This window comes from Nocardia sp. NPDC019219 (assembly GCF_040632645.1).
Classification (GTDB): Bacteria; Actinomycetota; Actinomycetes; order Mycobacteriales; family Mycobacteriaceae; genus Nocardia; species Nocardia sputorum.
On sequence record NZ_JBEYCG010000007.1, the window covers coordinates 57,558 to 73,820 of the forward strand.

Consider the following 16,263-nt stretch of genomic DNA (forward strand, 5'->3'; position numbering starts at 1 on the left):
AGCAACTTCGCCAGTCCAGGGCAGCAGCCGTGTAGCCGGCCGGCGGCGGGTGTCATTCCTCGAAGCCTTCGATGAATGCTGAGCGATAGGTCTGCTGATGATACTTTCAGGGGCATAGCCGCCGGTGCATCCGTGTTCAGCAGCCAGCACAGCACCGTTGGTCGGCGACCCGCCGTGCGCGGTGTCGCGTCCTATACGGGTGGGGCAGAACGAGGATGAGCATGACGGATACGGCGGCATCTGTCCGCGCCGCGGCGGAGCAGGCTGTCATGGCCGCGGACCAGGACGAGTTGCGCCAGTTGCTGGCCGGGTTGACGGCCGTGCGCGACGGTGATTTCGGCACTCGGCTACCGACCGACGCCGACGGGCTGCTCGGCGAGATAGCAACGGTGTTCAACGGCATGGTGGATCAGCTGTCGCTGTTCACCTCGGAGGTCACCCGGGTTGCGCGCGAGGTCGGGACGGACGGGCGACTGGGTGGTCAAGCCGAGGTGCCGGGCGTGTCCGGTACCTGGAAGGACCTCACCGACTCGGTGAACGCGATGGCGGGCAACTTGACCAGTCAGGTGCGTGACATCGCCCAGGTCGCGACGGCCGTGGCGCGCGGCGACTTGTCCCAGAAGATCGATGTGGACGCGCGCGGTGAGATCCTGGAGCTGAAGAACACCGTCAACACGATGGTGGACCAGCTCTCCGCGTTCGCCGACGAGGTCACCCGCGTCGCCCGCGAAGTCGGTTCGGAGGGCCGCCTGGGCGGTCAGGCGGAGGTGCCCGGCGTCGGCGGCGTGTGGCGCGACCTCACCGCCTCGGTGAACTTCATGGCGGGCAACCTGACCGATCAGGTCCGCAATATCGCCCAGGTCACGACCGCGGTGGCGCAGGGCGATCTGAGCCAGAAGATCACGGTGAGCGCCCGCGGCGAGATTCTGGAACTGAAGAACACCATCAATACGATGGTCGATCAGCTCTCGTCCTTCGCCGACGAAGTGACCCGGGTATCGCGCGAGGTCGGCACCGAGGGCATCCTCGGTGGCCAGGCGGACGTCAAGGGCGTCTCCGGCACCTGGCGCGACCTCACCGACTCCGTGAACTTCATGGCAGGCAACCTCACCGCGCAGGTCCGTTCGATCGCCCAGGTGGCCACCGCGGTGGCGCAGGGCGATCTGTCCCAGAAGATCAGGGTTGACGCGCGTGGCGAGATCCTGGAGTTGAAGAACACCATCAACACCATGGTGGACCAGCTCTCCGCGTTCGCCGACGAGGTCACCCGCGTCGCCCGTGAGGTCGGCACCGAAGGCAGGCTGGGCGGCCAGGCGGACGTCAAGGGCGTCTCCGGCACCTGGAAGGATCTCACCGAGTCGGTCAACGTCATGGCCGACAATCTGACCGCGCAGGTCCGGTCGATCGCGCAGGTGACCACCGCGGTGGCCCGTGGCGATCTGAGCCAGAAGATCAGGGTGGACGCCCGCGGCGAGATCCTGGAGCTCAAAGAGACCATCAACACGATGGTCGATCAGCTCTCCGCCTTCGCCGACGAAGTCACCCGCGTCGCACGCGAGGTCGGCACGGAGGGCAATCTCGGCGGCCAAGCGACCGTACGTGGCGTCTCGGGCACCTGGAAGGACCTGACCGACAACGTCAATGTGATGGCCTCCAACCTGACCGGCCAGGTGCGGTCGATCGCCCAGGTCGCCACCGCGGTGGCACGCGGTGATCTGAGTCAGAAGATCACGGTGGAGGCCAAAGGCGAAGTCGCGGCACTCGCCGGTGTGATCAACACGATGGTCGACACGCTGTCCGCGTTCGCCGACGAGGTCACCCGCGTCGCCCGCGAGGTCGGCACCGAGGGCATGCTGGGCGGTCAGGCTCGCGTTCCGAACGTGGCGGGCACGTGGAAGGACCTGACCGACAACGTCAATTCCATGGCGAACAATCTGACCAACCAGGTCCGCAACATCGCCCAGGTCACCACCGCGGTCGCGCAGGGCGATCTGACCCGCAAGATCGACGTGGACGCCCGCGGCGAGATTCTCGAGTTGAAGACCACGATCAACACGATGGTCGATCAGCTGTCCGCGTTCGCGGCCGAAGTGACCCGCGTCGCCCGCGAGGTGGGCTCGGAGGGCCGGCTGGGCGGGCAGGCCGAGGTCGAAGGCGTCTCGGGCACGTGGAAGCGGCTGACCGAGAACGTCAACGAGCTGGCGGGCAACCTCACCCGCCAGGTCCGCGCGATCGCCGCGGTCACCAGCGCCGTGGCCGAGGGCGACCTGACCCGCTCCATCACCGTGGAGGCTTCCGGCGAGGTCGCGGAGCTGAAAGACAACATCAACGCGATGGTGGAGTCGCTGCGCGAGACCACCAAGGCCAACCAAGATCAGGACTGGCTGAAGACCAACCTGGCCCGTATCTCCGGTCTCATGCAGGGCCAGCGAGACCTGCACGTGGTGGCCGGGCTGATCATGGACGAGCTGGCGCCGTTGGTTTCCGCGCAATTCGGCGCGTTCTACCTCGCCGACGACAGCGAGGAGCAGCCGGAACTGCGGCTGATCAGTTCCTACGGCAGCCCGGAGGAGCCCGGCAGCCCGTCGCGATTCGCCTTCGGCCAATCCCTGGTAGGCCAGGCGGCCCGCAGCCGTCGCACGATCGCCGTGGAGAACGTGCCCGGCGACTATGTCACCATCTCCTCCGGACTGGGACAGACCGCGCCGGTCCATCTGCTCATGTTGCCGATCGTGGTGGAGGACCAAGTCCTCGGTGTGATCGAACTGGCCACCCTGCACCGCTTCACCCGCATCCACCGGGACTTCCTCGACCAGCTGATGGAGACGGTGGGCGTCAACGTCAACACGATCATCGCCAACGCCCGCACCGACGAGCTGCTGGTCGAATCCCAGCGCCTGACCACCGAACTGCAAGCCCGGTCGGAGGAATTGCAGGTACAGCAGGAAGAGCTGCAACGTTCCAACGCCGAGCTGGGAGACAAGGCGGCGCTGCTGGCCATGCAGAACCGCGACATCGAAGCCAAGAACTTGCAGATCGAGCAGGCTCGGCAGGAACTGGAGACCCGCGCCAGGGAACTCGCGCTCGCCTCGAAGTACAAGTCGGAATTCCTGGCCAACATGAGCCACGAGCTGCGCACTCCGCTGAACAGTCTGCTGATCCTCGCGCAGCTGCTTGCCCAGAACCCGAGCCGCAATCTCACCCCCAAGCAGGTCGAGTACGCGGGCATCATCCATTCTGCGGGTTCGGACCTGCTGCAGCTGATCAACGACATCCTCGACCTGTCCAAGGTGGAGGCGGGCAAGATGGACCTCGCCCCGGAGCGCGTGTCGTTGCGTCAGCTGCTGGACTACGTCGAGGCCACCTTCCGGCCGATGACCACCCAGAAGAGTCTCCGCTTCCATGTCACGACCGCGCCCGGCCTGTCGTCGGACCTGCTCACCGACGACTCGCGGCTGCGGCAGGTGCTGCGGAACCTGCTGTCCAACGCGGTCAAGTTCACCGAGACCGGATCGGTGCAGCTGCGGATCGAACCGGCGGAGGCGAGCGAGCTGCCCGCCGCCGTGCGCCAGCACGGCGCGGCCGTCGCGTTCCGGGTGATCGACACCGGTATCGGCATCGCCGAACACCAGCTGGAGTCGATCTTCGGCGCCTTCCAGCAGGCCGACGGCACGACCAGCCGCAAGTACGGCGGCACCGGTCTGGGCTTGTCGATCAGCCGCGAGATCGCCTACCTGCTCGGTGGCGCCATCACCGCCGAGAGCGTGCCCGGCCAGGGCAGCACGTTCACCCTGTATCTTCCGGTCGCCCGCCCGGACTTCCAGGAGGCGCCGCCCCGCGAACGGGAGGACGCACCGCGGGCCGACAACCGCCCCGAGCGCACTCCCGCTCCCTCCGCGCCCCCACAGCACCGCAGGCTGCTGGTCGTGGAGGAACGCCCGCAAGGTCTGCTGTCGCTGGTCGCGCAGAGCGCCGTCGCCGAACTCGCGGACAGTAACGATCCCCGCGGGCCGGTCCAGGTCGTCACCGCGGTCGGGGTGGAAGAAGCCGCGGCGGCGATGGCCGCCGAAGCGTTCCACTGCGTGGTGCTCGAGCTGGACATGCCCGACGGCGCCGCGCTGCGGTTCCTGGAGACGATGAACGGGGACGCCGCGTTGAGCAGCGTTCCGGTACTCGTCCACAACCGCCGGCTCGACGCCGAGCAAGAACGCCTGCTGCAACATCGCACCACGCGTCAGCCGCTCGAGCTGCTGTCCAGCCTGGACGATCTGCGGGAACGGATCGCGCTGCACGTCACCGCCGAGGCGCCCGGCGACATGCTGCCGCTGGTCCGTCGCGAAGACGCACCGACCGCGGCGCCGCAGCGGCTCGACGGCAAGCTCGCCGGCCGCACAGTGCTCATCATCGACGACGACGCCCGCAATCTCTTCGCCCTGAGCAGCATCCTCGAACTGCACGGCATGAGCGTGCTGCACGCGGAGGACGGTCGCGAGGGCATCGACAAGCTCCTCGCTCATCCGGAGACGGACCTGGTCCTGATGGATGTGATGATGCCCGAGATGGACGGCTACACCGCCACGGCGACGATCCGCGAGATGCCGCAGTACGAGAGCCTGCCGATCATCGCCGTCACGGCCAAGGCGATGCTGGGCGACCGCGAGAAAAGCCTCGCCTCGGGTGCCAACGACTACGTCACCAAGCCGGTCGACGCGGACGCCTTGATCGCGTGCATCCAGCACTGGCTGGGTGCCTGATGACGGAGTTGGACAGCCCCGACGCGGAGACCGATACGACAGCGAACGCCCACCCGGCGACGGGGCCCGCCGTCCACCGACTCGCCGCCACCGTGGAGCGGTTGCGCGCGCAGATCCAGCAGGCCCAGGCCACCGCCGACGGGCGAGCGCTGATCGAGATGGCCAAGGGCGTGCTGGTGGAACGGCTGCACTGCGGACCCGCGCAGGCGGCGCGGCAACTCGACGCCCTCGCGGAGCAAGCGGGCATCACACCGCTGGAGTTGGCCGCCGAGCTGGTCGACCAAGCGGCCCAGGACGAGGTCAGCGCGGTCGTCGGAGAGTTCCTGCTGCGCACCGCCACGCGGGAGGAGCCATCGGCGGCTGTGCGGTTGCGCACCGCCGAAAGCGGGCTGCTCGCGGCTGGCGACACGCACCGTGTGGCGGAGTCGGTGCTGGAGCACGCCGTGACGCCGCTGGGCGCCACAGCCGTGGCGATCTGGGCGGCAGGCGCCGACGCGTCGCTGACCCTGGCGGGTTTCGCCGGCATCAGCCCGCAAGAGGCCGAGCGATGGCGGTATGTTCCGCCTGGGGTGGCGACCCCGGCGCGGCAGGCGCTGGTGGAACGCAACGCGGTGTGGATCCGGGACCTGGGCCGGTCCGGGCTCCCGTCGATCGGCGCCCGCGACGGCGGCCGTGCGGCGATTCCGGCGGGTGCGGGAGGCAAGCTGCTCGGCGTGCTGGAGGTGTGCTGGCCACAGCCGCTCGCGCCGCAGCCGCCCCCGGTGCACCGGCAGCTGGAGGCGTTGGCCGAGCTGTGCGCGCACACCCTGGAGTCGGACTCGGCCGCGGTGCGCACACCGGACCGGCCCGACGTCGCGCTTCTGGTGCGGCTCGCGGACGGCCTTTTCGACCCAGCGCTCGTGCTGCTGCCCCACCTCGACGACAGCGGCGCGCTCGTCGACTTCTGCATTCACTACGTCAACAGTTGCTTCGTCGACCCGGCCGGCCGGCCCCGCGGCCTGGTCAACGGCGCGCTGCTGCTCGAGGCGTACCCGATGGCCGCGAGCGATGGGCAGCTGTTCGAGCGAATCGAGCACGTTTTCGCCACCGGTGAGACCTACCGTGCCGACCGGGTCTTGCTGACCGAACTGGTGGACCAAGTGCCGCTCACCGTCTCGGCCGCGCTCAGCATCAGCCGCCATGGAGACACCGTGCTCGTGGTATGGCGGGTCGAGGACGAGACGGCGCGATTGGCGGCGCTGCTACAACACGCCCAGCGTCTGGGCCGTGTCGGCGGATTCGAGGAGAACGCGGCCACCGGCGAGATCACCTGGAGCAACCAGCTTTTCGACCTCTACGGGCTGGCGCCGACCGCGGACCCGATTCCGCTGTCCCAGCTGCCCGCGCACGTCCACGACGACGACGCGAATGCGGTGGGGCGGTTCCTGCGTACCCTGCTGCGCTACCGCCGCTCGGCCTCCACGGCCTTCCGCCTGATTCGGCCGGACGGCGTGGCCCGGCACATCCGGATCGTCGCCGAACCGGTCCTCGAGGCGGGGCACCTGGCCGTCGTCCGCGGCGCCTATCAGGACATCTCCGCGCAGCACTGGACCGAGGTCGCGTTGTCCGCGACGCGCGACCGGCTGGCGCACACCGAGCAGCACGCCGCCGAACAGAGCCAGCTGGCGCGGCAACTCCAGCAGGCGATCATGCCGGACGCGCAGCCGTCCATCGAGGCGTTCGGGCTGCGCATCGCGGTGCGCTACCGGCCTGCCGAGCAGGATTACACGGTCGGCGGCGATTGGTACGACGCGATCGTGCTGCCCACCAAACAGATCCTGGTGTCGGTCGGGGACATCACCGGCCATGGCATCAAGGCGGCCACCGGCATGGTCGTGCTCCGCAACGCCCTGCGCGGCCTCGCCGCCACGGGCGCGGGCCCGGGCCAGATGCTGACCTGGCTGAACCAGGTCGCCCACCACCTGACCGACAACATCTTCGCCACCGCCATCTGCGGGCTCTACGATCCGCACACCCGGGTGCTGCGCTGGGCCCGCGCGGGCCACTTGCCGCCGGTGCTGGTGCGTGCGGGCCGGGCCTCCAGCCTGCCCATGCTCAAAGGAATGCTCCTCGGCGCCGTGGCGGAGACGACCTTCGAAGAAGCAGAACTCCAGCTGGAAACCGACGACACTCTGCTGCTCTACACCGACGGGCTCATCGAGCGCCGAGACCGGCTTCTGGACGAGTGCGTAGACCGGTTGCTCACGACGTCGGCACAACTCACCGGCAGCCTGGAGGACCGTCTGGACGACCTGCTCGACGCCAGCGATGCCGACACCGACGACGACACCTGCGTGGTGGGCATCCAAGTGGGGCCGAGTCAAGACGCGCCGGGCGGCGGATAACCGCGGTCGCCCCCGCGGGTCATTCCCGCCGGGCGGATTCGGCGGCTCGGACCGCTTCTTTGTCCGCGTCGTCGAGCTTGCGGGTGTCGCGCGGGACGGCGAAGGGCTGCAGTTCTTCGGGAAGCCCCTCGGCGATGGCTTTGCCGTGGTCGAGTTCGGCGTTGATCTCCGCTCCGAGCAGCAGCGCGATATTGGTCAGCCACAGCCACACCAGAAAGATCACCACCCCGGCAAGCGAGCCGTAAGTCTTGTCGTATGAGGAGAAGTTGGCGATGTAGACGGCGAACAGTACCGAGATGACCAGCCAGATGAGGACGGCGATCACCCCGCCGGGGCTGATCCACTTGATGCCGCCTTGGCGGGCGTTCGGGCTGGCCCAGAACAAGATCGCCAGCAGCACCGACACCAGGACGAACAGCACCGGCCATTTGGCGATGTTCCAGATGGTCACCGTGGTGGCGCCCAGGCCGAGGAGGTCGCCGATCTGCTGGGCGACCGGCCCGCTCGCCACCACGATGGCGGCGCTGACGACGAGCAGGATCACCGCGACGATCGTGACGCCGAGCCGGATGGGTGTGGTCTTCCAGATCGGCCTGCCCTCGCCGATGCCGTAGACGACATTGGAGGCGCGCATGAAGGCCGCCACGTACCCCGACGCGGACCACAGCGCGACGGCGAGGCCGAGGATCGCGCCCCAGCCCGCGCCGTGTTTGTTGGCCTGGGCTTGGTCGACGAGGGTGCGCACGAAATCCGCGCTGGAACCGGGCGCGATCTGCTGGGCCTGGTCGACGAGTTCGTCGGTGGCGGTCGGGCCGAGCAGGCCGAGCAGGGAGACCATGACGATCAGGCCGGGCACGATCGACAACACCGCGTAATAGGTGAGGGCGGCGGCCAGATCGGTGAGGTTGTCGCGCTGGAACTCTTTGCTCGCACGCTTGACCACCGCGAGAAGGGAGGATTTCGACAGGTCGGCCGGGCTGTCGGGCTCGTCGGAGTCCAGATCCGGCCGGGCTCCGGTATCGGTCGCACCGATCGGCGGCCCGAGGTGATCGTGGGTATTCGCCAGGTCGGCTCGCTGGTCCTCGTGCCGGTTTCCTTCACCGCGCTCTGTCGTCATGGGCTTGCCTCGCTCAGACACGTCCGTCTCGATTTCCACGCCGGGCGCCGCAACTCCCGCGTCGAACGAGTAGTGCCCGAAGCGGCGTTGCCGAAACCGCTCGGCCCGGGTTTCCACGGGCGGGTTCGGCACGCGTCGCACAGCTGCCTCCCAGCTCCTTCCGCTCAGCGCAACCGTGGTACGGCAGACAACCAGGATTCGCCAGGAGGCGGCGGGACGGCAATCGCCGAGGTCGAGCAACCAGCGCCGCAGGGTCTCGGCGTCGGGTCGACGACCGACCGGTCAATGTGCAGGCACTTCCGCGGCACATGGTGCGCCCACGCTGAACCCTGCGCGGTGGCGGGCTACAGAGCCGCCGTTACCGCGGGCCTCCGGCCCATCTATCGAGCTGATAGATAATTGAAATCGCCGTTCTCACAACATTTTTCGCGCAAAAATGATGAAATGCTCATGCGTGGTGGTGTTGTGGATGAGCGATGTACCCCAGTCAGGAGCGCGCACGTGCCCAGTGAAATCGATTCTGCCGTCTTCCCGCATTTGGATGCCGACCTCGACCGCGTCCGAGATGTCCTCGGCCCCGTCCGATTCGAGGGCAGGCCCGAACTGACCGCGCTCACCGACGAGGGTTCGGAGAGCACCCGCCGTCTGGTTCGTCCCACTTTGACCTTGTTGTCGTACTATCTGCTCACCGATCCGTCAGCACCGGCCGATGACCGTGCCGTGCGTGCCGCTGCCGCGGTCGAGTTGCTGCACCTGGGATCGCTGTACCACGACGACGTCATCGATCATGCTTACCAGCGTCGGGGTCGCCCCAGCGCCAACGCCGTCTGGGGTTCGCATATGGCGGTATTGGCCGGTGATTGTATAACGACATCGGCCACGCGCTTGCTCGCCGAACTCGGCCTGCGCGAAGTTCTCGCGGCGACCATCGCCGGCGAGCAGATGTGCGCCGGCATGGTGATCGAGGCGGCGGATCAGTACGCGGCATCCCGCAGCGAACAGGCATACCTGGACTCGATCGACGGCAAGACCGCGGCGATCCTGTCGCTGGCATGCCGTGTCGGCGCCATGCAGGCGGGGCGGCCCGAGGATGACGAAGAGGCGCTGGCATCGTTCGGTCGACACTTCGGACTGGCCTACCAGCTGTATGACGACATCCTCGACCTGACCTCGACCGCCGGAGAAATGGGCAAACCCGTCAACGCGGACCTGCCTGAGGGCATCTACACATTGCCCGTGATCCGCGCGGCTGCCGTCGACCGGAATCTCACCCGTCTGCTCCACAGAGCGATGACCGCCGAGGAAGCTGCCCGTGCCCGGGAACTCGTCCTCGCCTCCGGCGCCGTGACCGAGGCGCACGCGCTGGCCGACGAATTCATGGACGAGGCCGCCGGTCGGCTGGCCGCCGTGGCCGTCGACCCTCGCGCCCGCCACGAGATGATCGCCTATGCCCGATCCATACTCGACCGCAGAACGCCAGGTGCTGCTGTCGCCGAGCAGTCGACGCAGCCGCAGGCCGACGGTGCGGTGTTCCCACCATCTGTCATGAGCTGGCTGCGAAATTGGATGGCCGACACCGGATTGATCGCCTCTGCGGAGGAGTTCGATCGTCACCACCGGTGGGCAGGGGCGTTCCGCTTTCCGATGCGTGTCGCGGCGGCGATGGACACGCCCCGGGAACAGGCTTTCGTCGGAATGGCAGCACTGGCCGTGGTGTGGGATGACATGTTCGAGGATCCCCGCTGGAGGGATCGCGAAGCTGTCACCGCGCTGCGGCGGGGACTGGTGGCCATGCTGCGCCAGGACCCGCAGGCTCCGCGTTCCGGCGCGATCGCGACTGCGTGGGCCAGCGTATGGCCGCGCTTGCGCGAGGGCCGCACCATCGGCTGGCAGGAGCGGTTTCTCGACAGCGTAGAAGACTGGTTCGAAGCCTGCGAACGCGAAGCGCACCATCGCATCGACGGCTACATCCCCACCACAGCCGATTACCTGCCGCTGCGGAAATCGACCTTCGGGGCCGACATCTTCCTCGCCTGCATGGAGGTGTACTACGACCTCGAACTGCCGTCGACGCTGCGTCGCCACCCGGTGTTCCGCCGTTTCGAGGAACTGCTCTTCGCGGTGACCGCGGCAGAGAACGATCTGGCGGGACTGGACCAGGACGAGGCCGACAACACTCCCTACAACCTGGTTCGCGCGATCTGCCACGAGACCGGATGCAGTCGTGACGAAGCCGTCGAGCAGGTGCGACACCAGGTGGCCGAGAAGCGTACTCAGATCGACGCGATCATCCGCTATATCCCGCCGCTGCTCCGCATGATCCCAGGTCTGTCCGGCCGACGGAGAGAGTACCTGGCGATCTTCGAGAACGGTAAGGACCTGGCGTTGCGGCTACATCAGGCCGATCGGTACACGCCGACCACGTCCTCCGGTACTCCGGACTTGGAACGCCTGCGTCGTCAGCTCTACTACTACCCGGCCCCCGACCCGGCGCGTACCGGAGTGTAAGCCCGGCACTGCCCGGCGACGCGGGTGCTCCCGCACGGTGCATCAGATGGTTGCGCCGTGCGGGATACCGGTCATTGCTTCGCCGGTTGTCCTGGAAGGCCGATCGGTGTCGTGGCGTCGAGAGCCGAACGGGTGCGCAGATGAAAAGCGACCAGCCCGACCAGGACGCTCGCGGTGAACCAGCCCAGCTGCACAACGAATCCCGTGAACAGTGTGGCGTCGGAGAAACCGGCCGCGGTCGAAGCCTGCATGGCGCCGTAGGAAGGCAGCCACCGCACGACATCACTGTCCGCGCCGATACTCGCCACGGGGTTCTGCACGACCATGTCGAAGCAGCTGATCATCGCGATCGCGAACATGCCCTCCACCTCTCGGCGCAGCAGCGTGCCGAACACGACACCCAGCGCCCCGTAGGTCATCGCGTCGCAGAACAGCGCCACGGCCAGCACGATCGGCTGGTGCGGCGACCAAGACAAGCAGATCGCCACGGTGGCGTAGACGCTGACCACCATCGCAGCCAGCGCCAGGCAAGCGACCTTCGCCAGACCCAGCGCGACCCGGGGATACCCGGCCATACACAGACGCCGATCGAACGCCCCGCTGCTGAAGGTCGCCGCGAACATCATGAACCCGACGATCAGGCAGACGGCGGTCAGGGCACCCGAAATCTGCGCCAGTTCATTGCCTTTGGCCTGCAGGACCACACCGGTGTCGCGGAGCCGGAACGGTACCTGCGTATCGGTGATGATCAGGCCCGCCAGTGTGACGAACACGGGGATGAAGACAGCGACCAGAAGCAAGGCGAACCGGTTACGAGCATGCTCGACCAGACCGTAGCGCGTGGCTATCACGAACAGCCGCACGTTCTCGTTCGTTCGATCCATCACTCCCTGCCTCCTAGGACGCCGTCGTGCAATCGCCACACCTGATCCAGTCGATCGGTGTCGTAGGCCAGATGCGACACGACCAGAACCGAGCCGCCGGAGTCACGGAACTGCTCGACCAGATCCCAGAAACGCAGATACGTTTCCCAGTCGAAGCCCTGGTACGGCTCGTCGAGAAGCAGAACCTGCGGGTTGTGCATCACCGCCAGCGTCAGGTTGAGCTTCTGCCGGGTACCGCCGCTCAACGTCGCGACCCGCTCATCGGCGTACTCGGAGAAACGCAGAATCTCCATGGTCTGCTCGGCTCGCCGCAGGTCCGGTACCGAATAAGCCGCGGCGAAGAGATTCAAGTGCTGACGAACTGTGAACGCGTCGTTCAAGACGACCCGCTGCGGGCAGTACCCGAACCGCCCCCGATGGCGGACCACGCCCCGATCCGGTCGCAGCTCTCCCGAGAGAACCTTCAACAGTGTCGACTTGCCCGTCCCGTTCTCGCCGACGACGCCCGCCACCATCCTCGGCGGTAGGGCGAAATCCACGCCACGCAGCACCGACCGCCTGCCGTATGAGTGGTGGACGCCCTCTACTTCCATCAACACCGCCCGCCGATGTAGTCACCCCACCAACGCTCGAATATTACCCGCAACTCACGAAACACCGTGCCGGAAAGGCCAATTCACGAGTCCGCACGTGGTCTCCGCCCACACCACAACACCCGTTATCACCGCGAAGTCCGCAGGTCTTCGGCCCTCGCCACCGCAGGCGTCCGTCTCGCTTGACCTCTCGCGCGTCAGTCCGGCAGCCAGTGCAGCTCGTGCGCGAGGGTTTTGGCGACGGCACGGATGCGGCGGTGTAGCGGCGACTGCTCACGTGGGAGGACCAGGTGGATCGTCAGGCTGGGCGCGCCCCGCAGCGGTCGCCAGGTGAGACCGGCCGGTTGTGTCGTGACCGCGGCTTCTCCGGCCGGGGCGAGGGTGAGCCCGTCGCGTAGGTCGCGCTGAGACATGTCGAAAGAAACTGCGGGCGTGTGGAATCGGGGGCGTGGTCGGATGTCGCGGAACAGTGCGGACAGCTGATCGTGGACCACGGGGTTGGCCGCACGGTCGGGCAGTCGCAGCGGATACGCGGCCGCGTCGGCGATCTCGATCTCCGGGTGTTCGGCCAGCGGATGGTGCTGCGCCAGCTGGACTCCGACGCGCATACGCCGCAGCAGGAACCGGCGCACGCCACGACCCGGCTGTTCACCGCGGGTGATCCCCACATCAATGCGGCCGTCGGCGACCGCGGGAGAGATCTCCGGTGTCGCCATCGGGACCGCGCCGACCTCGAGTCCCGGGCTGCTGCGAATGAGCCTGTCCACCAGGGCCGGCGCCGTCCCGGCTCCCGCGCTGAGGCTGTATCCGATGCGCAGCGTGCCCAGTTCACCGGCCCCCGCGCTCCGGGCGGTGTCCCATGCCCGGTCCAGCGCCGCCAGCGCGGGCGGCGCGGACTCCGCCAAAGCCGCACCGGCCGTGGTCAATACCACGCTACGCGTGTTGCGAACCAGCAGGGCAGTACCTAGTTCTGCCTCCAACCGGCGCATCCGGGCGCTGAGTGCGGGCTGTGCGATACCGATCCGTGCGGCGGCGCGGGTGAAGTTCAACTCCTGCGCCAGCACCAGGAAGTACCGCAGGCTCACCGTATCCGGCGCCACGTGTCCTCCCTGTCGATTGATAACGATCCGTTCTGAGTCTAGCGCGTACCGATCTTTCCCTCGACCGCACATCAAGCCCTAACCTGCGCATATGACGATTCAACTGACCGCAGTACCCGTCGCCGGGATCGATCGATCCGAGTGTCGATTCGAAGTCGGACGTGTCCGGCCGAACACAGGAGGTTTCCATGGCTAAGGGCTACTGGGTCAGTGTCTACCCCGCCATTTCCGACCCTGAGAGGCTGACTGCCTACAACAAGCTGGCCCGTCCGGCTGTCCAGGCTGGGGGCGGGCGCCTCCTGTCCCATGTCGGTAGTCGAGTCGTCGCCCACGAGGCCGGAATCACGCAACGCGTCGTTCTGATCGAGTTCGACAGCTTTGAACAGGCCGTCGCGGCATACGAGAGCGAGGCATACCAGAAGGCGCTGGCGGCCCTTCCCGACGGCGTCGAGCGCGACTTCCGCATCATCGAAGGCATCGACTGACCGGCGGGCCCAGCCATCGCTGAGCAACCGTCACCTGATACGCACACCGTCATGGTCGTCCACCCGCACCAAAGAGCTACTGACGAGCAGCGGCGGTTCCGCGCGATCACCTTCGCCGACCTCCCGGCATTCGACGCAACAGCTACGATCAGGGGCGACTCGATGACGTGATGGGGATCCGTCCAGGGCCGGAGGGGCTACAGGCATGAGCGGTGCTGCGCACGAATCCGGTGATCAGGTGCGGGCGGTGGACGCCGCTTCTGCGACACGGCCACCGGATTCTCCGACACATGGCCGGCCGGTACCGGATTCGGGGGACTACTCTCCTATGTCGTCTCCGCCCTCCGGTCACCCCTTCGCCGGGCACCAGCCGCCCGGTGGCGGGCACTGGCCGCCGCGACAACCTCTCCCACCAGCCGATCCGACGCGGCAGTTGGGTCGCCGCAAGCCCGGGTTCATCGTCGCCGGTCTTGTCGGGCTCGGCGTGATGATGCTGGCGATCGGGGTGGTGATCGGTTTCGTCGTGCGTGATCGACACAGCGACAGCGTCTCCGCGGGCACATCGACCAGCGCGCCGCCGGGACCGGTGACTTATTCGGTGAGGGCGATCACCGATGCCTGCGACCTTGTCGATCTCACCCCGTTGACCAGGTGGGCCTCAGCGCCGCGCATCGCTCCCGACCATGAGGAGACGTCGTCATCCGGCGACTTCGGCACGCTGAGTTGCGCTGTCCACTACGGCAATTCCGCCGGTGATGCCTTTCCCATGAATACCGCGACGGTCCGGGTCCGCGCCGACGTCATGGACGGTTCGGCTTCGCGAAAGTACGACCATTGGAAACGCAGCGCCGCCGACCTCGCCGCCGACGGTTCCGTGGTGACGTCCGGGGAATTCACCGGAATCGGCACTCGAGGATATTGGCAGTTCGAAGCCGACAACTTCGGTGGCATCGTGGACGCGATGTACGTGATGTGCGTGTGGGACGGCGGGGTCGCGGTGCGGGTGGAGATCGACCTCTCCCGCGAGAAGGACGCACCCGTAGTCGACAGAGACGAACTCGATTCGGTCGCCAGATCCCAAACCCGCAAGGTGCTGGCCGGACTGCGACAGAATTAGCAGCCGTCGACTCGAACAGACCGACGAGGCCGGTCGGTGGTAACTCGGCAAGGGGGAAAGTACGATCGGCGCGAAGCGGAGGGCCGACGGGAAGCACGTCGAGAATCGAAGGGCTGCAAGAGATGACAGACCCACAGCACGCACCCGACAACTCGACCCCGGGCGGCTTCGAGCACACTTCGCCGCGACCATCTTCCTCGGAAGGGGACTGGACCCGGTCCGACACAGGGTTCGGCCGAATCGGCCAGGGGTATCAGCCGCAGCCGGTGGCATCGCAGGGTGCGTCCGCGTCTGACGATCACCGTAAGCCAGTCCTGTTCGCCGCTGGTGTGATCGCGTTGGTGGCCATGCTGGGCGCTGGTGTGATGATCGGCATCATCATCGCCGACGGCGACAGTGGCAGTCGGTCCGCCGCTGTCGAGGCGTCCGCCGGCGCACCGGCGACATCGTCGACCGCCACGGTTACTCCACGCCCGGAACCGGCGCCGGGCATCTATTCGATGAACGGGATCGCCGATGCGTGCGATCTGGTCGATCCCGCCCCGTTGCACAAGTGGTCGTCCATACCGGACCGGCCGCCCTTCCACCACGAGACCCCGCCGAGCGCCGACGACCCGGGCCGTCTGTCCTGCCAATTCAGCTACAAGAGCCTCGCCGGCGACGGCGTGCACTGGAATCAAGCGGGCATCGACCTTCGCGTCGAGTTCACAACGGCCGGAGCAGCTCCCGCCTACGACGATTGGAAACGCCAGGACACCACCCCGGGGTCGGGGTCGGGATCCGGCGAGTTGACCGGAATCGGTGCCCAGGGTTACTGGCACACCTCGGTATCGGAATTCAGCTACACCACTGGAATGGACTACCTCGTCGGCGTGCAGGACAGCAACGTCTCGGTGCGAGTGCGAATCCCCATCCTGCGCCAGCACGGCGAGCCGCCGGTGAATCCGGACGAACTCGGCGCCATCGCCAGAAATCAGGCCAAGCAGGCCCTGGATGGACTGCGGAAGAAGTAACCACCAGTGGCGTCGCGGCCGCTGGTGACCGCGGCGGCGAATGCGGCGCTGCCTTCGGAGTGAACCGTCCAGGGTGGCGCCGTGAATCTGGCAGCCGGTGCGAATCGCCCGATGCGCTCGGCGAGGATTGGCGTCGCGCCGTGAAGTCGGAGCGTAGGCGGCTGCACGGGTTCACTCGAAAGAGGTGAATCGGTCGCATTCGGATGTTCCTACAGTCGACTTTGTGGCCCTGGGGTGTCCGGCCAGGAGCCGCATCTGTGGACCGGGGCTTCGCCGGATACGCGGCGGAGTCGATCTGCGTGGCGTAA

General features: G+C 67.2%; 10 protein-coding genes. 6 read left to right on the forward strand and 4 right to left on the reverse strand.

All coding sequences use genetic code 11. The annotated features are described in order from the left end of the window. The first annotated feature begins 221 nt into the window (after positions 1-221). On the forward strand, positions 222-4,754 hold the full coding sequence (locus ABZ552_RS15440; RefSeq protein ID WP_357437758.1) for a HAMP domain-containing protein: 4,533 nt from the start codon (positions 222-224) through the stop codon (positions 4,752-4,754). Further along, the gene (locus tag ABZ552_RS15445; RefSeq protein WP_357437761.1) at positions 4,754-7,138 is read left to right on the forward strand and encodes a SpoIIE family protein phosphatase; all 2,385 of its coding nucleotides are present in this window, start codon (positions 4,754-4,756) and stop codon (positions 7,136-7,138) included. The genes ABZ552_RS15440 and ABZ552_RS15445 overlap by 1 nt, the downstream gene beginning before the upstream one ends. Before the next feature lie 19 nt (positions 7,139-7,157). Here the strand turns inward: ABZ552_RS15445 and ABZ552_RS15450 are convergent, their stop codons facing one another. After that, positions 7,158-8,255 carry a YihY/virulence factor BrkB family protein gene (locus tag ABZ552_RS15450; protein WP_357437764.1) on the reverse strand — a complete coding sequence of 366 codons (1,098 nt, stop codon included), beginning with the start codon at positions 8,253-8,255 and terminating at the stop codon, positions 7,158-7,160. A 399-nt stretch (positions 8,256-8,654) separates the two neighbouring features. Here ABZ552_RS15450 and ABZ552_RS15455 point away from each other — a divergent pair, with 399 nt between their 5' ends. Further along, the gene (locus tag ABZ552_RS15455; protein WP_357437767.1) at positions 8,655-10,763 is read left to right on the forward strand and encodes a polyprenyl synthetase family protein; all 2,109 of its coding nucleotides are present in this window, start codon (positions 8,655-8,657) and stop codon (positions 10,761-10,763) included. A gap of 71 nt (positions 10,764-10,834) precedes the next feature. On the opposite strand, the gene ABZ552_RS15460 is transcribed toward ABZ552_RS15455, so the two are convergent. The 3 genes from ABZ552_RS15460 to ABZ552_RS15470 all read right to left on the reverse strand — a co-directional run bounded on the left by ABZ552_RS15460 (position 10,835) and on the right by ABZ552_RS15470 (position 13,340). Next, entirely contained in the window at positions 10,835-11,686 is an 852-nt protein-coding gene (locus tag ABZ552_RS15460; RefSeq protein WP_357437770.1) for a hypothetical protein, read from the reverse strand. Further along, positions 11,647-12,240 (reverse strand): ABC transporter ATP-binding protein, encoded by a 594-nt coding sequence (locus ABZ552_RS15465; protein ID WP_281880928.1) that lies wholly within the window; start codon positions 12,238-12,240, stop codon positions 11,647-11,649. The genes ABZ552_RS15460 and ABZ552_RS15465 overlap by 40 nt, the downstream gene beginning before the upstream one ends. Before the next feature lie 197 nt (positions 12,241-12,437). Further along, positions 12,438-13,340 (reverse strand): LysR family transcriptional regulator, encoded by a 903-nt coding sequence (locus ABZ552_RS15470; RefSeq protein ID WP_281879637.1) that lies wholly within the window; start codon positions 13,338-13,340, stop codon positions 12,438-12,440. A gap of 188 nt (positions 13,341-13,528) precedes the next feature. On the opposite strand from ABZ552_RS15470, the gene ABZ552_RS15475 reads away from it, so the two are divergent. The 3 genes from ABZ552_RS15475 (at position 13,529) to ABZ552_RS15485 (ending at position 15,955) form a co-directional block, all read left to right on the forward strand. Next, a complete protein-coding gene (locus ABZ552_RS15475; RefSeq protein WP_281918156.1) occupies positions 13,529-13,825 on the forward strand; it encodes a DUF1330 domain-containing protein in 297 nt (98 codons plus the stop codon). A 433-nt stretch (positions 13,826-14,258) separates the two neighbouring features. Continuing rightward, complete coding sequence (locus ABZ552_RS15480) at positions 14,259-14,942, forward strand: hypothetical protein (RefSeq protein ID WP_281879634.1); 684 nt, start codon at positions 14,259-14,261, stop codon at positions 14,940-14,942. 329 nt (positions 14,943-15,271) lie between these two features. Next, positions 15,272-15,955: a hypothetical protein gene (locus ABZ552_RS15485; RefSeq protein WP_281879633.1), complete on the forward strand. Its 684-nt coding sequence runs from the start codon at positions 15,272-15,274 to the stop codon at positions 15,953-15,955. Positions 15,956-16,263 lie beyond the last annotated feature (308 nt).